This is a genomic window from Brachybacterium netajii (SeqCode), assembly GCF_054114245.1.
Genome location: NZ_JBSYXB010000006.1, coordinates 89,722 through 106,974, shown reverse-complemented (window position 1 = coordinate 106,974; position 17,253 = coordinate 89,722). Strand labels below are relative to the sequence as shown.

Sequence of the window (17,253 nt, the reverse complement as noted above, 5' to 3'; positions counted from 1 at the left end):
CCACTCCTCCCTCACGTCCTCATGACCCCTAGTAGTCTGTTGCGCACCTAAACTACACCTGTGTAAGTCCGGGACGTCAAGCCGGAGCGGCTTCCCAGGAAACATGCTTCCGATCTGCCCACTCGATTCATCCGTGATTTCCCCGTGATTCTCGCGGATGGAGGTCGACGAAGAGCCTCGCGCATATTTTCGGCGGAGTGCGCCATCATTCTGCGCAATACTCTGCAGAATTGCTGCACTCGTCCCAGGCTCGTCCCCCGCACTCGTCCAGCGCATCCCGGTCCGCGCCCTCGCGCGGCCGCCGGTGCCCGCATCCGGCCAGGAGGCTCCATGCCCGTCCCCCACGCCGCACCGGCAGGTCCCGTCGAGATCCTGCCCGTCCTCGGCATCGGCGAGATCCGGGCCGACGGCCCGACGGACCAGCACGGGGAGTCCGGCCGCGCGGCCCTGCGACGGCTCGGCGCGACGCTGGCCCCCGCCCTCCGCGCCGCCGGCGCCCGCCCCGGGGATGTCGTCTGCATCTCCACCAAGATCGTCTCCAAGGCGCTGGGCCTCGTCGTCGACCGCGCCGAGCGCGATGCCGCCGTCGCCGCGGCGGCCGTCCGCACGGTCGCCCGCCGCCGGCACACCCGCGTGGTCACCTCGATCGTCCAGATCGCCTCGGGCCCGGTGATGGCCGCCGCCGGCGTCGACTCCTCCAACGCGCCGGGAGGGCCCCTCCTGCTGCCCGACGACCCCGACGCCTGCGCCGAGATCCTCCTCGCGGTCCTCGAGGACAGCGTCGCCCCGGGCCTCGGGGTGCTCCTGACGGACACCTCCTCACGGGTCTGGCGCGTGGGCGTCGGCGACATCGCCCTGGGCGCCGCCGGCGTGGCCTCGCTGCAGGATCTGCGCGGCGGCGTCGACGGCGACGGACGCGCCCTGACCGTGACCGTCCGCGATCTCGCCGACGAGCTCGCCGCCGCGGCCGACCTCGTCAAGGGCAAGGCCTCCCGGGTGCCGGTCGCGATCGTCCGCGGCGTCGACGGCGCCGTCCCCGCGGCCGCTGCGTCCGCCGTCGGCCCATCGGCCGGTCCGGCGGAGCCTCCCGCCCCGGTACCCGCCCGCGACCTGGCCCGCACCGGCGAGGACGACTGGTTCCGCCGCCCCAGCCTCGAATCGGTCTGGCAGGCCCTCGGGCTCGCCCACGCCGACGAGCCGGTTGCCCGCATGGAGCCCGAGCCCGCCGAGGAGCGGGTGGCGCGCGCCCTCGCGGTCGCCGCCCTCCCCCGCCCCGACGCCGCCGACGGCCGCACCCCGCGCATCGAACGACCCGCCCCCGACCGGATCGTCATCGTCCCCGCCGATGCCGCCCCGGAGGACTGGGCCGCCGCCGGGGCCCTCGCCGAGCGCGTGCGCACCGCCCTCGGGGCCGAGTCGATCGCCCGTCCCCTGCCGGACATCGCAGTCGTCGTCGGCGCACCGCCGAGTCCCACCGCCACGATGGAGGATCCCCGATGACCGCTCCCGACCTGCCCCGCGCGTACGTCCTGCTCGAGGCCCTCGAGCGGACCGGTCCGCGGCCGGCCCTCGCCTGGTACGGCGAGGCCGCGCGCATCGAGCTGTCCGGGCACGTGCTCGCCAACTGGGTGACCAAGGCGATCGGCCATCTCGATGCCGAGCTCGCCCTGCTGCCCGGCGAGCTCGTCGTCCTCGATGTGCCACCCCATTGGAAGCGCCTCGTGCTCGCGCTCGCGGCATGGTCGCTCGGCGCCGAGGTGCGGATCCCCCCGGCCGGCGCCGACGCCAGCGCCGAGGGCGCGGCCGGCACCGGGCCGGAGGACGAGGAGATCCGCGTGCTCGCGACCGATCGCCCGGATTCGTCCCTCGCCGACGACGCCGACGAGGTCCTCGCCCTCGACGCGGTCTCCCTCGCCCCGCGGTTCTCCGGCGCGCTCCCCCCGCTCGTGCACGACTGGGCGAGCGAGGTCCGGGCGCATCCCGACGCGCTCGGCGTCCCGCTCCCGGCCTGGTCCGGTCCGGCTCCAGCTCCGGTTCCGGCGGATTCCGACGCGTCGAGCGCCCCCGACGCCCGCGCACCGCGGCTGCTGGTGCCCGACGACGGGCTGCCCGTGGTCGCGGAGACGCTGGGCGCTCTCCTCGCGGGCGGCGGGATCGTCGGCCCCGCCTCCGAGGTCGACGCCGCGCAGGCGGCCGACGAGGGCGTCACCCGCGCGCTGTGACCGGTGCGCCCCGGGTCGGGCGCCGGTCCTCAGCTCTCGCGGAGCAGGCGGACCCCGTCGACGGGATCGCCGTCGTGGACGATCTCCCCCTTGCGCAGGACGACGATGCGCGTGCAGAGGTCCTCGAGCATGTCGAGCTCATGGGACACGATGATCATCGTGCGGCCCGCCTCCTGGAGCTCGCGGATCCGCTCGAGGCACTTGCGCTGGAAGGGCTCGTCGCCGACGGCGAGGATCTCGTCGACCAGGAAGATGTCGGGCTCCGTGTGCACGGCGACGGAGAACGCCAGGCGCAGGAACATGCCCGAGGAGTAGTACTTGACCTCGGTGTCGATGAACTCCTCGATCTCGCTGAACGCGACGATCTCGTCGAAGCGGGCATCGATCTGCGCGCGGTCCATCCCCAGGATCGCGCCGTTGAGGTAGACGTTCTCGCGTCCGGAGAGGTCGGGGTGGAAGCCCGCCCCGACCTCGATCAGCCCGGCGACCCGGCCGCGGAGCATGACGCGCCCGCTGTCGGGGAAGAGGACGCCGGAGATCGTCTTCAGCAGCGTGGACTTCCCGGAGCCGTTGAAGCCGATGAGGCCGACGGTCTCGCCGGCATGCACCGTGAGGTCCACGCCGTCGAGCGCCATGAACGTGTCGGCGAGGGGACGGCGCTTGAGCGCCGAGAACACGAGCTCCTTCAGGGAGCGGTCGTGCCGCAGGGCGAAGCGCTTGGAGACGCCCTCCACGCGCACCATCTCCCGCCGGGTCGGGACGGCGCCGGCCGCGGGGACCTCCTGGATCGACGGGCTCATCGTCGGTCTCCTCTCACAGCGGTCACAGCTCCTGGGCGAAGCGGCGCTTCGCGCGCTCGAACACGAGCGTGCCGATCACGAACGCGGCGACGGCGATCAGCATCCCCGCCCACCACAGGCCGAAGGGCTCGCCCGGCTGCGTGAGCGACGGGTCCGACGGGACCGCAGCGACGACGTCGGGCGTGTACCGCCAGAAGGCCGTGTGGAACAGATCGACGACGATCGTCAGCGGGTTCAGCCGATAGATCACCCACAGCCAGGTCCCGCCGATCGCGTCCTCCACCATCGAGATGCGGTAGAGCACCGGGGACAGCCAGGTGGCGACCATGACGATCAGGTCCACGAAGTTCTCGACATCGCGGAAGGCCGCGTTCAGCGCGGCGGTCATGAGCCCGAGGCCCACGGTGAACACCAGCAGGATCACCATGCCGAGCGCGAAGGCGATCAGCCCGGTGAGCGAGGGCATCCACCCGAACAGCAGCGCACCGACCACGAGCACCAGCAGCTGCGGCACGAAGTGGACCACGGCGACGATCATGCTCGACCAGGGAAACAGCTCGCTGGACAGGTAGATCTTCGAGACCAGCGGCGCGTTGCCCGTGATCGACCGGGTCGCGTTGCCGAAGACCTCGCTGAACAGGTTGATGACGATGATGCCGCTGAACAGGTAGACCGCATAGGCGGGCGTGCCCTTGGACATCTGCAGGAAGACGCCGAGCGCGATGTAGAAGACGACGAACTGGACCGCGGGCTTCACGTAGCTCCACAGCATGCCCAGCACGCTGCCGCGGTAGCGGACCCGCAGCTCCTTCTTCACCAGCAGCTGCAGCAGGAAGCGCTCCCGCAGCGGGTTCAGCCAGCCGGCGTCCTGCCCGGGCGCCCGCCATCCTTCGGCCTGATCGGCCGCGGAGGGCAGGCGCATCATCGGGCCGCGCCGGGCCCCGCTCGCATCGGCCCCGCGCGTCTCGGTCCCGCTCACTCGGCGCGGTCCTGCTCTCGCACGGGCGCCGGGTTGGCCGCGAAGGTCCGCTCCCACTCCTCGAAGGAGGTGATGCGCTCGAGCGCCCCGCGGTACTCGCGCTGCAGCTCCGGCCAGCGGCGGTGCAGCTCGAGATGCGCGGTGACCGCGGAGACCAGCATCTCGCGGACCTTCTGCGGATCGCGGCGGTACCAGGAGACCTGCGTCCCCTCGGCGTTGGAGACCAGGGCGCTGTCGTAGGCCGACAGGCGCCACCACTTGGCGTCCAGATGCGAGATCGCCGCCTGCGGATTGTGCGCGGAGCGCTCCGTGGTCGGCTTCAGCAGCTGCTTGGCGAGGGTCTTCGCCGTCCATACCGGGAGCATCAGGGCGTGGGGCTGCGAGAAGCCGCGCCCCTTGCGCGGGGGCTTGTCCATGTGGACCGGCGGGTAGAGGTCCGCATCCTTCTCGGCGACGGCGTCGGCGAACTCCGCGGCCATCTCCCGGATCTGCGGGAGCTTCGTGCCGATCACGGGGTGGAGGGCCTCGGGCCCGTCGAGGACGTCGCGCTGCGCGAGCAGGCGCCCCGCCTCGGTGTAGTACTGCATGGAGATCAGGTGCTTGATGTCCATGAACTGCGACTCCTTCACCACTCGGCCGCCGCGCTCGTAGGGCGAGTGCAGCAGGGCCGTGATGATGCGGTTGCGCTCATGGAAGTAGGCCTGCCAGCCGACCAGGTCGTCCTTGTCGACCCAGCTCATATGCCAGACGCCGGCGCCCGGCAGCGAGACCGTCGGGTAGCCGGCCTTCTTCGCGCGCAGGCCGTACTCGGCGTCGTCCCACTTGATGAACACCGGCAGGCTGAGCCCGATCGCCCGGACGGTCTCGGTGGGGATCAGGCAGGTCCACCAGCCGTTGTAGTCGACGTCGGCCCGGCGGTGCAGCCACGGGGTGGAGCGCAGCGGACCGGTCGCGAAGTCGTGGCCCAGCTCCGCGTCCTCGCCCGGCAGCGACGGCTGCGTGCGCCACGGGTCGACGGTCTCGCCGAAGGTGTGCAGCACCGAGCGGTTGTTGAGGTCGAACATATGTGCGCCGACGAGCGTCGGCCGGGTCGCGTAGTCCGCGAAGGTCACCAGGCGGATGAGCGATTCGGGCTCCATGACGATGTCGTCGTCGCAGTTGATGACGTAGGTGGAGGCGCCCGCGGTCGCCGCCTCGTACATGCCGCGCGAGAAGCCGCCGGAGCCGCCGATGTTGCCCTGCTCGACGATCCGCAGCTGATCGCCCAGCTCCGCCTGCAGCGGGTCCAGTCGCTCCGCGTGGTCGCGCAGGCGGTCGCTGCCCTGGTCCACCACGTACATCGTGTCGAGGATCTCGCGCAGCGCCGGGGTCGCGGCGACGGAGGCGATGTTGTCGAGGCAGTAGTCGACCTTGTTCAGCGTCGTCATCGCGATCGAGAAGGTGCCCTCGGTGCGCGCGAGGGAGGCGTCGGCCGTCCACTCGGCGCTCTCGATCGCCAGATCCTCCTCGCCCGCATAGGCGTCGAACCAGTACCAGCCGCCGTCGCCGAAGGCGGTCAGGGGCAGCTCGAAGACCTGCTCGCCGGTGCCGACGACGGTGCGGGACTCCTGCCGCTGCAGCGTGCCGCGGGCGGTCGAGCGCATGACCACCAGATGCCCGCTGCCGACGGTGCGGATCCGCAGCGTGATCGCACGCACCGGCGTCCAGCGACGCCAGTAGCCCGCGGGGAAGGCGTTGAAGTAGGTGCCGAAGGAGCGCATGCTGCGGGCCGGGATCCGGATCGCATGGCGCTGGTCGAGCTCACTGATCTCGACCTGCGCGCCGACCTGCCGATAGCGGCGGCTCTCGGCGTCGCCGCGGCCGGCGGGCGCGGCGCCGCCCAGGCCGGAGGCCGCCTCGGTGACCCCCGAGCGGGCGTCCTCCGCCTCGATGTACAGCGGGACCACGTCGGGCGAGGCCTCCAGCGGCAGGATCAGGCGCTGCAGGACGCGCTGCGGGGTCGCCGGGACGGCCTCCTGCTCCGCGGCGGCGGTGGCGGAGGGGGCGGTGGCGTTCATGATGCTCCTCGTCGGCGTTCAGGGTGCCCCGCCGGCATGCGGGGCGCGGGCGGGATCAGGCCCGCAGCAGGTCGGACAGCTTGTTGTCGGCCAGGGACAGCGCGGAGCCGATGGCCATGTGCATGTCGAGGTACTGGTACGTCCCCAGGCGCCCGCCGAACAGCGTACGCGGCTCGGCGTCGGCCATCTCCCGGTAGTTCAGCAGGGTCTCGCGGTCCGCGCCCGAGTTGACCGGGTAGTACGGCTCGTCGCCGCGCTCGGCGAAGCGGGAGTACTCGCGCTGGATCAGCGTGCGATCGCTCGGGTAGTCGCGCTCGGGATGGAAGTGGCGCGGCTCGATGATGCGGGTGAAGGGGATGTCGGCGTCGGCGTAGTTCATCACCGACGTGCCCTGGAAGTCTCCGGTCGTGTCGAGATGCTCGGTCTCGAGATCGATCGTGCGCCACTTGAGGTCGCCCAGCTCGTAGTCGAAGTAGCGGTCGACGGGACCGGTGTAGATCACGGGCAGCTGACCGCGCACGGCGTCGCGGTTCAGGGGCTGCGCCGGGTCGAAGTAGTCCGCGTCGAGCGCGACCTCGATGTTCGGGTGGTCGGCCATGCGCTCGAGCCATGCGGTGTAGCCCTGCGCGGGCAGGCCCTCATGGGTGTCGTTGAAGTAGCGGTTGTCGTAGCCGTAGCGCACGGGCAGGCGCGAGATGATCCCGGCGGGCAGGTCCTTGGGGTCGGTCTGCCACTGCTTGCCGGTGTAGTTCTTGATGAAGGCCTCGTAGAGGGGGCGCCCGATGAGGGAGATCCCCTTCTCGTCGAGGTTCTCCGGATCGGTGCCGGCGAGCTCGCCGGCCTGCTCCTTCACGAGCTCGCGAGCCTCGTCGGGGCTCAGCGCGGAGCGGAAGAACTGGTTGATGGTGCCGAGGTTGATCGGCATCGGGAAGACCTCGCCGCGGTGCGTCGTGTACACCTTGTGGACGTAGCCGGTGAAGTCCGTGAACCTGTTCACGTACTCCCACACCCGCTCGTTGGAGGTGTGGAACAGATGCGCCCCGTAGCGGTGCACCTCGATCCCCGTGCGCTCGTCCACCTCCGAGTAGGCGTTGCCGCCGATATGGGAGCGGCGATCGATGATCGCGACCTTGACTCCGTGCTGGGTCGCGGCTCTCTCGGCGACGGTCAGGCCGAACAGGCCGGAGCCGACGATGAGCAGATCAGGAGTCGCCACAGGTGGTCCTTTCGCAGCAGGCAGGCGTCCTCGCGGACGAACGCGTTCACAGTAGCGGAGCCCGGGAGCATCCGCGGTCCGGGCGCGCCCCTCCCGCCGGAGCATCCCCAGGACCTCCGCGCCCTGTTCGCCCGGAGTTCACACGCTGTTCGGCGTCGGGTCGGCGCCCGACTCCTCGGGGTGCTCGACGAGGCTGCGGTAGCCCAGCCGCCGCGCCCAGCCCGGCGCGAAGCGGTAGGCGCCGCGCATGAGCAGGTTCCGCACGAACACCGCCGGGGTCGTCACGCGATCGCGCAGCATGATGCGCTGCAGCCGCACGTCGGAGGCGAACAGGCGGTAGCCGCCGCGGCGCGCGAACAGCTCGTCGTCGACGCGGTAGTCGACGACGACCTCGGGGATGTTCCCCATCCGTGCGCCGCCCAGCATCATCCGCTCCCAGAGCCAGTAGTCCTCGAGCAGCCGCAGGTCGCGGTACCCGCCCACGGCGAGCGCGACCGATCGCCGCAGCACCACCGTCGGATGGTGGAAGGGGCTGTGGTACGGGAGGTACTCGCGGATCTCGTCGTGGTCCAGCGGGCGCCGCCGCAGCGGACCGCTGCCCGGGCGCACACGATCCGAGAACTCGCGCATGAAGCCGCCCATGAGGTCGAGCGGCGCCTGCCCGTCGCACCCCGCCATCCGCGGGATCTGCAGGGCGAAGCGCTCGGGACGGCAGATGTCGTCGGCGTCGGCCCGGGCGACGATCTCGAAGGGCGAGGCCTCCAGCCCGTCCTGGAGGCAGGCGGCGACACCGCGGTGGGCGTCGTGGCGCAGGACCCGGGCGGGACCGTACTCCCCCGCCTCCACGGCGTCGACGACCGCGTCCAGTGCCGGCGGCAGCGGTCCGTCGACCGTGAGGATCAGCAGGTCGGGAGGCAGGTGCTGCTCGAGGGTCGCGGTGCGCAGGGCCAGTTCGACACGGTCGGGCAGGTCCTTCCCCCACAGCGGCATGAGCACGCAGAAGCCCGGAGGGCCGTCGCGGGCCTCCTGGATCTCCGCGCCCTCGGTCTCCGCGCCCTCGGGAGCGCCCGCGCCCTCCGCGGGCCGGGGTGCCTGCGTCGGGCTCATCGGCCGGCCGCCCGCTCGATCGCGCGCACGTCGGCCGCGGCCTCGCCGTCGAGGGCGAGCACGACGTCGGAGGGACGCGGCCCGTGCGCGAGCGCGGCCAGCAGCCCGCGCAGACCGGTGCCGAGCAGGTCACCGGGATGGCGGATCAGCAGCCGCGCCCAGCCGAGCGCGGTGCGTCCGCCGTAGAGGATCCGCTCGAGCGGGGTGAAGGAGTCCGTGCGCAGCAGGGCCCACAGCCGGTTGCGGACGTCGTAGTAGAAGCGCGAGCCGGGATTCGCCTGGGCATCGCCGAAGCGCACGGTGCGATGCTCGACGACCGAGGTCGGCACCTGCAGGCCGCGTCCGTGGCGGAGCAGGCGACCGGTGTGCTCGAAGTCGTCGGACCAGATGAAGTAGTCGGCGTTCGGCAGACCCAGGCGTCGTACGTCGTCGCCGTTGAGGAGCGCGGAGACGTAGCTGGCGGTGCGGATCGGGCGTCCGCCGGCGCGCTGCGCGTCGCGCTTCTCGCGGGACGAGGCGCCCAGGCGCACCCGCTGGGTGTTCATCGGGTGCGGGCGGCCGTCGGTCCAGACGGCGCGGGAGCTGAGGACGCTCAGCCGCACGGGCGAGGTCTCGAGGGAGCGCAGCAGCTCGCCGAGCGCGGTCGGCGTCGGGATGGTGTCGTCGTCCATCACCCACACCCAGTCGGCCTCATGGCGACGCAGCGCTCGGGCGATGCCCGCGGCGAATCCGCCGGCACCGCCGACGTTGCGCTGGAGGTGGACGACGTCGGCCCCGATCGGGTGCTCGTCGGCGACGGTCCCGGAGGCATCCGTGGACGCGTTGTCGATCACGATGATCGCGTCGGGGCGGCGCTCCTGCGCCGCGAGCGCATCCAGGCAGTCCGCGAGCAGCTGCTCGCGGTTGTAGGTGACCACGACGGCCATGACGACGGCCTCGGACGCGGCGCCCTCATGGGCGGAGGCCTCGCGGGAGCGCGAGAGCGCGGGCGTGCTCGCCGCGCGTCCGGTGCCGCTCGCCGGCTCGTCGGTCGCTGAGGTCTGGGTCACGGGGCCTCCTGGATCTGCTGACCGCCCGTCGCACGGGTGCGGGGCCGGGGATGCCGGCCGCCTCGGCGGCGAACACCCAGTGTACGGACGCGAACGGCGACGCGCGCACTCCGGAGGGCCCGCATCCGTGAAGGTCCCGAGGAGGTCCTGTCGACGCGCCGCGAGGGCGCAGAGACCCCGGGGCGACGCCGTGACCTGCGAAATGTCGGGATCGGCACGGTTCCTCCCGGCGCCGACGGCGCTCGGAGCCCTCGCCGACCGCCCTCGCGGTGCGCGGGATCCCGCGATGATTCCCCGACGCGCGGCCCCCACCGGGGACGGGGAGCGTCGCGACGGCTACTCTGTCGTGCGCGGCAGGACCGCGCGGTGCCGTGCCGCCGACGCGGCCGACGACACCGGGGGGGTGCGGGGCGATGACAGACCTGGACGACGAGCAGGACCGTGCGCGGAACGGCGAGCGCGGCGGCGAACGCGCCGACGAGCGGGCCGTCCCGTCGGCCGGAGCCGGCGCCGCCGGCCGGGGGTTCGACGAGATGCAGGAGATGCACGAGATGCAGAGGAGACGAGCGTGAGCGACGAGCAGCCTCCGCGCTCCCCGCGGCCCGGGGGGCCGCGACGCCCCGCCGGCAGCCGGGCCAAGGCGGGCGGGAGCGCACGCCCCGTCCCGTCGTCGGGATCCTCCCAGCACGCGGCGCCCTCCCGGCCCGTCCAGTCCTCCCGGCCCGTCCAGTCCTCCCGGCCCGTCCAGTCCTCCCGGCCCGCCGGATCCCCTGCCTCCGCGCGCGGAGAGCATCTCCGCGCCCCCTCGGGCGGCCCGTCGGCCTCCTCGCGCACCGCGGCCTCCCGCGGGACCGATCCTCGGGCCTACGACGACCTCGCCGTCGAGGGCCGTCCGCTCGCCGATCCTCGCGATCCGGAGCGCCGCACCGCCCGTCGGCGCTCGCGGATCCCGCGCCCCGTGCGCCTGGGCACCACGCTGCTGGTGCTCCTGCTGCTGATCGTCGTGGGCTGGGGCGCGGGGCTGACGCTCTGGGCGAACTCGCGGATCGAGCACGTCGACGCGCTCTCCGGGGCCGCGGACACCCCGGGCACGACCTACCTCATCGCCGGCTCCGACCGGCGCGGCGGCGACACCGTCGTCTCCGACGGCACCGAGGGCGCCCGCACCGACACGATCATGCTGCTGCACAAGGCGCGCAACGGGAACAGCTACCTGATCTCCCTCCCCCGCGACACCCTCGTGGACATCCCGGGATACGGCGGATACAAGCTCAACGCCGCCTTCGCCTTCGGCGGCCCGAAGCTGCTGGTCGAGACCGTCGAGCAGTTCACGGGGCTGACGATCGACCACTACGTCGAGGTCGGATTCGACGGCGTCGCCGGGATCGTGGACGCCGTCGGGACCGTGAACCTGTGCATCGACCAGGACGTCGACGACGAGAAGTCGGGCCTGGTGATGACCGAGGGCTGCCATGACGTCGGCGGCGAGCAGGCGCTCGCCTTCGTCCGCGCCCGCTACTTCGACCCCACCGCGGACATCGGACGGCAGGGACGCCAGCAGCAGTTCGTCTCCGCGCTGATGGACCGCGTGATGACGCCGTCGGTGCTGCTGAACCCGGTCGCGCAGGCCCGTCTCGCGGGCGCGGGATCGGATGCGCTGATCACCGACGACGGCACGGGCATCGTCGACCTCGCACGGATGGGCCTCGCGGCGCGCAGCGCGATGAGCGCGGGGACCCTCGAGATGCCGTACGCGGACCCGAACTACCAGACGAAGCACTCCGGCGTCGCGATCCTCGTGGACGACGACGAGATCGCCGCCTTCTTCGCCGCGGTCGGCGACGGCTCCGCGGAGATCCCCGCGGACGGCTGAGCCGCCGGACCCCGCGCGGGGTCCAGCGGCTCAGCGGCTCAGCGGCTCAGCGGCTCAGCGGAACAGCATGTCGATGACGATGTTCACCGAGTTCAGGACCGACTGGCCCTTGGAGCGCGAGTAGTCCGTGTAGAGGATGTGCACGGGATGCTCGCGCACCGTCAGCTTGTGCCGACCGATCTCCTCGATGATCTCGGAGGCGTGGGCCATCCGGTTCTGCTCGATGGTGATCTTCTCGCAGGCCCCGCGACCCAGCACCCGCAGCCCGTTATGGGCATCGGTGAGCTTCACACCGCTGGTGAGGTTGGAGTACCAGACCGCTCCGCGCAGCACGACGCGCTTGAGGGCTCCGGGCTTCGTGCGACCGTCGAGGAAGCGGGAGCCGAGGACGACGTCGACGTCCTCGCGCTCGCGCAGGGCGATCATCGCGGCGGCGTCGTCGACCTGATGCTGGCCGTCCGAGTCGAAGGTCACGATCTGCGCCATCGCGGGGTCCCGCAGGGCGTAGTCGATGCCGGTCTTCAGCGCCGCGCCCTGGCCCATGTTGTAGGGGTGGCGCACGACGACGGCCCCGGCCTCCTCGGCGACGCGCGCCGAGTCGTCGGTGCTGCCGTCGTCCACGCACACCACCAGCGGGTAGCGCGTGCGCAGGGCGCGGATCACGTCGCCGACGACCTCGCCCTCGTTGAACAGGGGCACGACGAACCAGGTGCGGTCCGCTGCGGGCGACTCCTCGGGCGCGTGCCCGGCCGCGGGAGAGGCGGTGCTCATGGATCTCCTCGGAAGGGGCGACGGTCGCCCCGCGGTCGATGATGCGGGTCCGCGGCACGTTGCGCACGGATGGTTCACGGGCTGTTCACGCGCTGTTCGTCGGCCCTGTGGGGACCTTGTGCGGACGGGCGCGGGATCAGCATCCCGGACCAGGTGGACGATACCCTGTCCGGGTGGCCGCCGCCGGTGGTCGTCATCGCGCACCCGGCGCCCGAGGGGGCTGTCGGCCGAGGAGGATTTCGTCGTGAAGACCGCTGTCGTCGCCCTGGGGAAGATCGGACTGCCGCTCGCGGTGCAGTTCGCCGATGCCGGTCACGAGGTGATCGGCGTGGACGTGAACGCCCGCCAGGTGGAGCTCATCAACCAGGCCGTGGAGCCGTTCCCGGGCGAGGCCCACCTGCAGGAGAAGCTCGCCGAGCTCGTCCCCGCCGGGAAGCTCCGCGCCACCACCGACTACGCCGAGGCCATCCCCGGCGCCGACGCCGTCGTGATCGTGGTCCCGCTGTTCGTCGACGACGCCACCTGGGCGCCCGACTTCGGCTGGATGGACCAGGCCACCCGGTCCCTCGCCGAGCACCTCACCCCCGGCACCCTGGTCTCCTACGAGACGACGCTGCCCGTGGGCACCCTCCGCGGCCGCTTCGTCCCGATGATCGAGGAGATCTCCGGGCTGAAGGAGTCCGAGGACTTCTTCGCCGTGTTCTCCCCCGAGCGCGTCCTGACCGGCCGCGTGTTCGCGGACCTGCGCAAGTACCCCAAGCTCATCGGTGCGATCAGCCCCGAGGGCGCCGAGCGCGCCCGCGCGTTCTACGAGTCCGCGCTGACCTTCGACGAGCGCCCCGACCTCGCCCGTCCCAACGGCGTGTGGGACCTCGGCTCCCCCGAGGCCTCGGAGCTCGCGAAGCTCGCCGAGACCACCTACCGCGATGTGAACATCGGCCTCGCGAACGAGTTCGCCCTCTTCGCACAGGACAACGGCATCGACGTGTACAAGGTCATCGAGGCCAGCAACTCGCAGCCCTACTCGCACATCCACCGTCCCGGCATCGCCGTCGGCGGCCACTGCATCCCGGTCTACCCGCGCCTGTACCTCTCCACCGATCCGCAGGCCGAGACCGTGCGCACCGCCCGCACGCTGAACGCCTCGGTGCCCGCGCGGCTCGTCGAGCGCGCGTCCTCGCTGCTGGGCGACCTGTCCGGGCTGAAGGCCGTCGTGCTCGGCGCCTCCTACCGCACCGGGGTGAAGGAGACCGCCTTCTCGGGCGTCTTCCCCGTCGTCGAGGCGCTGCGCGAGCACGGCGCCGAGGTCGCCGTGCACGACACCTTCTACGACGACGAGGAGCTCGCCGGCTTCGGCTGGGCCCCGTACCACCTGGGCGAGGCCGCCGACCTCGTGATCGTCCAGACCGACCATCCCGAGTACAAGGACCTCACCGCGGCCGACGTGCCCGGCGTGAAGCTCCTCGTGGACGGCCGCAACGTCACGACCGCCGAGAACTGGACCGGCACCCCCCGCCTCGTCCTCGGCGACGGCTCCGCCTCCACCCACCAGCAGGCTCAGGAGGGCTGACCCCATGCCCGGACTCGACCAGCTGATCGCCCTCGGCCCCGGGCTCGGCGCGGGCGGACGCACCTTCATCATCCAGCTCGTGCTGGTGCTGGGGATCGTGCTCATCGTCGGGTGGCTGTTCATGACCCGCGGGGCGAAGCAGCTGGCCGTGCGCCGCCTGCTGATCATCGCCTTCGCGATCTTCGCCGTGCTCACCGTGCTCCTGCCGAGCATGCTCACGAAGATCGCGAACCTCATCGGCGTCGGTCGCGGCGCCGACCTGCTGCTGTATGCCACGGTGCTGGTCCTGCTCGGCTTCCTCGCCCTGCAGGAGGCCCGCACCAAGGCCGCCGAGAAGCGCACGACCTACCTCGCCCGGCGCCTCGCGCTGGACGAGGCGGTGCAGCCGGCTGCGTATCGAGGGCAGATGGAGCGCCCGTCCGAGAACGGGTGAGCTCCCCCATCCCGCGGTACCTCCCGTACCTCGACGTCACCCGGATCGTCGCCGTGCTCGGCGTCGTCGGGGTGCACGTCGTGGGCGGGGGCGTCGCCGCCCACGACGTCGGGATCACGACCGTCGCCGTCCTGATGTCGCTCAAGGCCGCCGTCCCCGTCTTCTTCATGATGTCGGGCGCGCTCAACCTGGATCCGCTCGCGCAGCGCGACGGTCCCGGGGCATTCCTGGTCCGGAGGGCGAAGAGGATCCTCCCCGCGCTGGTCGTCTGGTCCGCGTTCTATCTCCTCGTGATCCGCGGAGCCGTCTCCGGGCAGCCGGTCGCGTCCCTCGGCGAGCTGATCGACCTGATCAGCACCGGGGAGACCTACACGCACCTGTACTTCCTGTTCGCGATCGCGGGCCTGTACCTGATCACGCCGGTGCTGACGCCCTTCCTCGCGCAGGACGAGGGCCGACGGGCGTGGATCCTCGGCCTGGCGGCGGCCGCGTGGACGGTCCTCGCGGTCTCCCTGTCCCAGGCCGGCGGCAGCGGACTCCTCTCCGTCGTCCCCGTGGCGGCGAGCAGCCTGACCTACTTCCTCCTCTACACCTGCTACTACGTCCTCGGCCGCGCCGTCATCGTCGCGCCGATCCCCCGACCGGCGGCGGTGGCGGGCCTCGTGCTCAGCCCCGCGCTCGTCGTCGCGATCACCGCGATCTACCTCCGCAGCGCGGGCGGGATCGACGGGAGCGCTCCGGTGGAGCCGTGGGCCGCGGTCCTCGCCCCGCTGTACGGCTCGCTCCCCGTCGTCGTCTACGCCGTGGTCCTGATGGCCTCGATCTCCCGCCTGTGCGGCCGGTGGCGGGTCTCGGAGCGCGCGGAGAGGATCCTGCGCACCCTGGGAGCGGCGACCTTCGGGATCTTCCTGGTGCATTTCGCCGTCCTGGTCGTCCTCCGAGAGCTCATCCCCGCGCTGCGGGACTACGATGCGGTGCCGATGGCCATCACCTGGGCGGTCACCGTGGCCGTCTCGACCTGCATCGCTCTCCTCGGGCGACGTGTCCCCCTCGTGCGAACCATCTTCTGAACCTGTCCGGAGGACCATCACCGTGTGCATCGTGAGTCGTCTCGACAGCGATCCGGCCTGCCGCCGGATCGCCGCCCTGGAACGAGCCTGCCGGAGCGGCCGCCCGGAGGGGCGCGCCGCTGTGCCGCATCCGCGAGCGAGGAGGCGGCGCGCATGACCGGATGGCTCCTCTTCCTCGCCGCGGCGGCCTGCGCGGCCCTGCTGACCTTCGGCCCCGGGTATCTGTGGGCTCGTCTGTGCCGCGTCCCGGCCCTCTACGCCTTCGGTGCGGCACCGGCCCTGACCGCTGGCGGGTTCGGCGTCGCCGCCGTCCTCTTCTCCGCAGCGGGCATCCCCTGGACGCTCGTGAGCGCCCTCGCCCTGGTCCTCGTGGGCGCCGCCGTCTGCGCGGTCCTGGGTCGCAGGCTCACCGGGCCCGTCCTGCCCGCGCCGGTCGCCTCGAGTCCGAGGAGCCGGGCTGCTCGTGCCGTGTCGCTCGTGCTCGTGCTGCTCGCCATGGCCGTCGCCGTCGGCCCCGTCCTGCATGCCATGCCGGGCCCCGATGCGGTCCTGCAGCGATGGGACGCACTCTTCCACCTCAGCGCGGTCGAGCATGTGCGGCAGACCGGTGACGGCTCGACCCTCACCCTCGGAGGCATCGCCTACTCGAATCTGCGCGCGGCCTTCTACCCCGCGGCGTTCCACGACATCGTCGCCCTGATCCCCTTCGCGTCGACGACGATCACGGTGAACGCCGCCGCCATCACGCTGGCGACGGTGCCGTGGTGCACCGGTCTGGCCGTGCTCACGAAGGCGCTGTGGCCGCGGCTCTCCTGGGGCCCTGCCGCCGCCGCGATCCTCGGCGCGCTCGCACCGGCCGCCCCGCTGGACGAATGGGTGCATCTCTCCCCCACGTCGAATCTGGTCGGTTTCGCCGTCCTGCCGGGTCTCGCGGCGCTCGTCGTCGCCTCCTGGCGGGCACTGACCTCGCAGAGGCTCCCCGGGCTCGGCCGCCGGGCGCTGCTCGTCGCCGTGGTCCTCGGAGGCGTCGCCGGCATCGCACTGCTCCACCCGAACGTCCTCGTCTCGCTCTCGCTGCTCACCGCGATCGCGACGGGATACGACGCCGCGCGCCGAGTGCGGGCGGGACGCGCGCGCCGCAGGCTGCTCGCGCTGCCGCTGATCGCCCTCTCCCCGACCCTGCTGATCGTCGCGATGCCCGGGAGCGGTGTGGCGCAGGACTTCAACGGCGGCCTCGCGGTGCCGTGGTGGCAGGCGATCGGCGAGGTGGGGCTCGGCCTCCTGACGGTCTGGCCCATGGCCCAGGGCGTGCTGATCTGGGTGGTCGTCTGGGTCGGGGTCATCGCCCTCGCCCGACGACGCGCAGGGGGCGCGATCCTCTGCGCCGCCGTCGTGGCGGTGCTGTACCTGGATGCGGCCGTGGACTCGACGCTGGGGCTCTCGGTGCTCTGGTACCGGGGACAGGATCGCCTGTCCATGCTCCTGACCCTCGTCGCCGTTCCGATCGCGGTGGCGGGCCTCGCCGCGATGCGGACCTGGTGGCGGCGCCAGGCGCTGCGTCGGGGCGCGGGTCGGCGGAGCACTGCCGTGCCCGCCGTCGCACTGGCCGTCCTCGCGGCCCTGGTCGTCGCGTGGAACGTCCCCACGCGCGCGGACCAGGCCGCGCTGAACTTCGATCTGGACATGCCGAACCGGAACCGGTACTTCGACACCGAGGAATGGGAGCTCCTGAAGGAGGTCGCCCCCACCCTCGACAGCTCCGGCGTGCTCATCGCGAGCCCGTTCTCCGGGGCGGCCCATCTCTACGCGATCTCCGGGCAGTCGGTCCGCTTCCTCACCGACGGCCATGCGCAGCGCGATCCCGACGCCGATGTCATCGCGGCGGCGGCGGCGCCCGACGCGAGCAACTGCAGCGTCCTGGAGCGAGCCGGCGTGAAGTACGTGTACGTCGACGCGTTCGCCTACAACGTCGTCTCCACCTATGCGCCGCTCCAGAAGGCGCGCATCGACGGGCTCGTCCCGATCGCCGCGACCGACCATTCGGCGCTCTACGAGATCGACTGCTAGCTCGGCAGGGTCGGCGCAGCCGACGGCCGGGTCGACGCG

General features: G+C 72.1%; 14 protein-coding genes and 1 pseudogene. 8 read left to right on the top strand and 7 right to left on the bottom strand.

What is annotated here, in order from left to right:
• Window positions 1-330 precede the first annotated feature (330 nt).
• Both ACXET9_RS12115 and ACXET9_RS12110 read left to right on the top strand, forming a co-directional pair.
• A complete protein-coding gene (locus tag ACXET9_RS12115) occupies window positions 331-1,500 on the top strand; it encodes a coenzyme F420-0:L-glutamate ligase (RefSeq protein WP_457886866.1) in 1,170 nt (389 codons plus the stop codon).
• Window positions 1,497-2,222 (top strand): TIGR03089 family protein, encoded by a 726-nt coding sequence (locus tag ACXET9_RS12110; protein ID WP_457886865.1) that lies wholly within the window; start codon window positions 1,497-1,499, stop codon window positions 2,220-2,222. The genes ACXET9_RS12115 and ACXET9_RS12110 overlap by 4 nt, the downstream gene beginning before the upstream one ends.
• Window positions 2,223-2,251: 29 nt before the next feature.
• Here the strand turns inward: ACXET9_RS12110 and ACXET9_RS12105 are convergent, their stop codons facing one another.
• The 6 genes and pseudogenes from ACXET9_RS12105 to ACXET9_RS12080 all read right to left on the bottom strand — a co-directional run bounded on the left by ACXET9_RS12105 (window position 2,252) and on the right by ACXET9_RS12080 (window position 9,430).
• Complete coding sequence (locus ACXET9_RS12105) at window positions 2,252-3,022, bottom strand: ABC transporter ATP-binding protein (protein WP_457886864.1); 771 nt, start codon at window positions 3,020-3,022, stop codon at window positions 2,252-2,254.
• Between the two features lie 22 nt (window positions 3,023-3,044).
• Entirely contained in the window at window positions 3,045-3,947 is a 903-nt protein-coding gene (locus tag ACXET9_RS12100) for an ABC transporter permease (protein WP_457886934.1), read from the bottom strand.
• 59 nt (window positions 3,948-4,006) lie between these two features.
• Window positions 4,007-6,058 (bottom strand): annotated as a pseudogene (locus ACXET9_RS12095) (glycosyltransferase); the annotation flags it as partial.
• 55 nt (window positions 6,059-6,113) lie between these two features.
• On the bottom strand, window positions 6,114-7,274 hold the full coding sequence (gene glf, locus ACXET9_RS12090; RefSeq protein ID WP_457886863.1) for a UDP-galactopyranose mutase: 1,161 nt from the start codon (window positions 7,272-7,274) through the stop codon (window positions 6,114-6,116).
• A 138-nt stretch (window positions 7,275-7,412) separates the two neighbouring features.
• On the bottom strand, window positions 7,413-8,381 hold the full coding sequence (locus ACXET9_RS12085; protein WP_457886862.1) for a glycosyltransferase: 969 nt from the start codon (window positions 8,379-8,381) through the stop codon (window positions 7,413-7,415).
• Window positions 8,378-9,430 (bottom strand): glycosyltransferase, encoded by a 1,053-nt coding sequence (locus ACXET9_RS12080; protein ID WP_457886861.1) that lies wholly within the window; start codon window positions 9,428-9,430, stop codon window positions 8,378-8,380. Before ACXET9_RS12080 ends, ACXET9_RS12085 begins: the two co-directional genes overlap by 4 nt.
• Window positions 9,431-9,843: 413 nt before the next feature.
• Between ACXET9_RS12080 and ACXET9_RS12075 the strand changes: the two genes are divergently transcribed.
• Together ACXET9_RS12075 and ACXET9_RS12070 are read left to right on the top strand one after the other, a co-directional pair.
• Window positions 9,844-10,002 carry a hypothetical protein gene (locus ACXET9_RS12075; RefSeq protein WP_457886860.1) on the top strand — a complete coding sequence of 53 codons (159 nt, stop codon included), beginning with the start codon at window positions 9,844-9,846 and terminating at the stop codon, window positions 10,000-10,002.
• On the top strand, window positions 9,999-11,303 hold the full coding sequence (locus ACXET9_RS12070) for an LCP family glycopolymer transferase (RefSeq protein ID WP_457886859.1): 1,305 nt from the start codon (window positions 9,999-10,001) through the stop codon (window positions 11,301-11,303). The genes ACXET9_RS12075 and ACXET9_RS12070 overlap by 4 nt, the downstream gene beginning before the upstream one ends.
• A 54-nt stretch (window positions 11,304-11,357) precedes the next feature.
• Here the strand turns inward: ACXET9_RS12070 and ACXET9_RS12065 are convergent, their stop codons facing one another.
• Entirely contained in the window at window positions 11,358-12,074 is a 717-nt protein-coding gene (locus tag ACXET9_RS12065) for a glycosyltransferase family 2 protein (RefSeq protein ID WP_457886858.1), read from the bottom strand.
• Window positions 12,075-12,318: 244 nt separating this feature from the next.
• On the opposite strand from ACXET9_RS12065, the gene ACXET9_RS12060 reads away from it, so the two are divergent.
• The 4 genes from ACXET9_RS12060 to ACXET9_RS12045 all read left to right on the top strand — a co-directional run bounded on the left by ACXET9_RS12060 (window position 12,319) and on the right by ACXET9_RS12045 (window position 17,214).
• On the top strand, window positions 12,319-13,644 hold the full coding sequence (locus ACXET9_RS12060; RefSeq protein WP_457886857.1) for a nucleotide sugar dehydrogenase: 1,326 nt from the start codon (window positions 12,319-12,321) through the stop codon (window positions 13,642-13,644).
• Between the two features lie 4 nt (window positions 13,645-13,648).
• Complete coding sequence (locus ACXET9_RS12055; RefSeq protein ID WP_457886856.1) at window positions 13,649-14,077, top strand: DUF2304 family protein; 429 nt, start codon at window positions 13,649-13,651, stop codon at window positions 14,075-14,077.
• Window positions 14,074-15,147, top strand: coding sequence for an acyltransferase (locus ACXET9_RS12050; protein WP_457886855.1), 1,074 nt, complete (start codon window positions 14,074-14,076; stop codon window positions 15,145-15,147). Before ACXET9_RS12055 ends, ACXET9_RS12050 begins: the two co-directional genes overlap by 4 nt.
• Before the next feature lie 153 nt (window positions 15,148-15,300).
• On the top strand, window positions 15,301-17,214 hold the full coding sequence (locus ACXET9_RS12045; RefSeq protein ID WP_457886854.1) for a DUF6541 family protein: 1,914 nt from the start codon (window positions 15,301-15,303) through the stop codon (window positions 17,212-17,214).
• Window positions 17,215-17,253 lie beyond the last annotated feature (39 nt).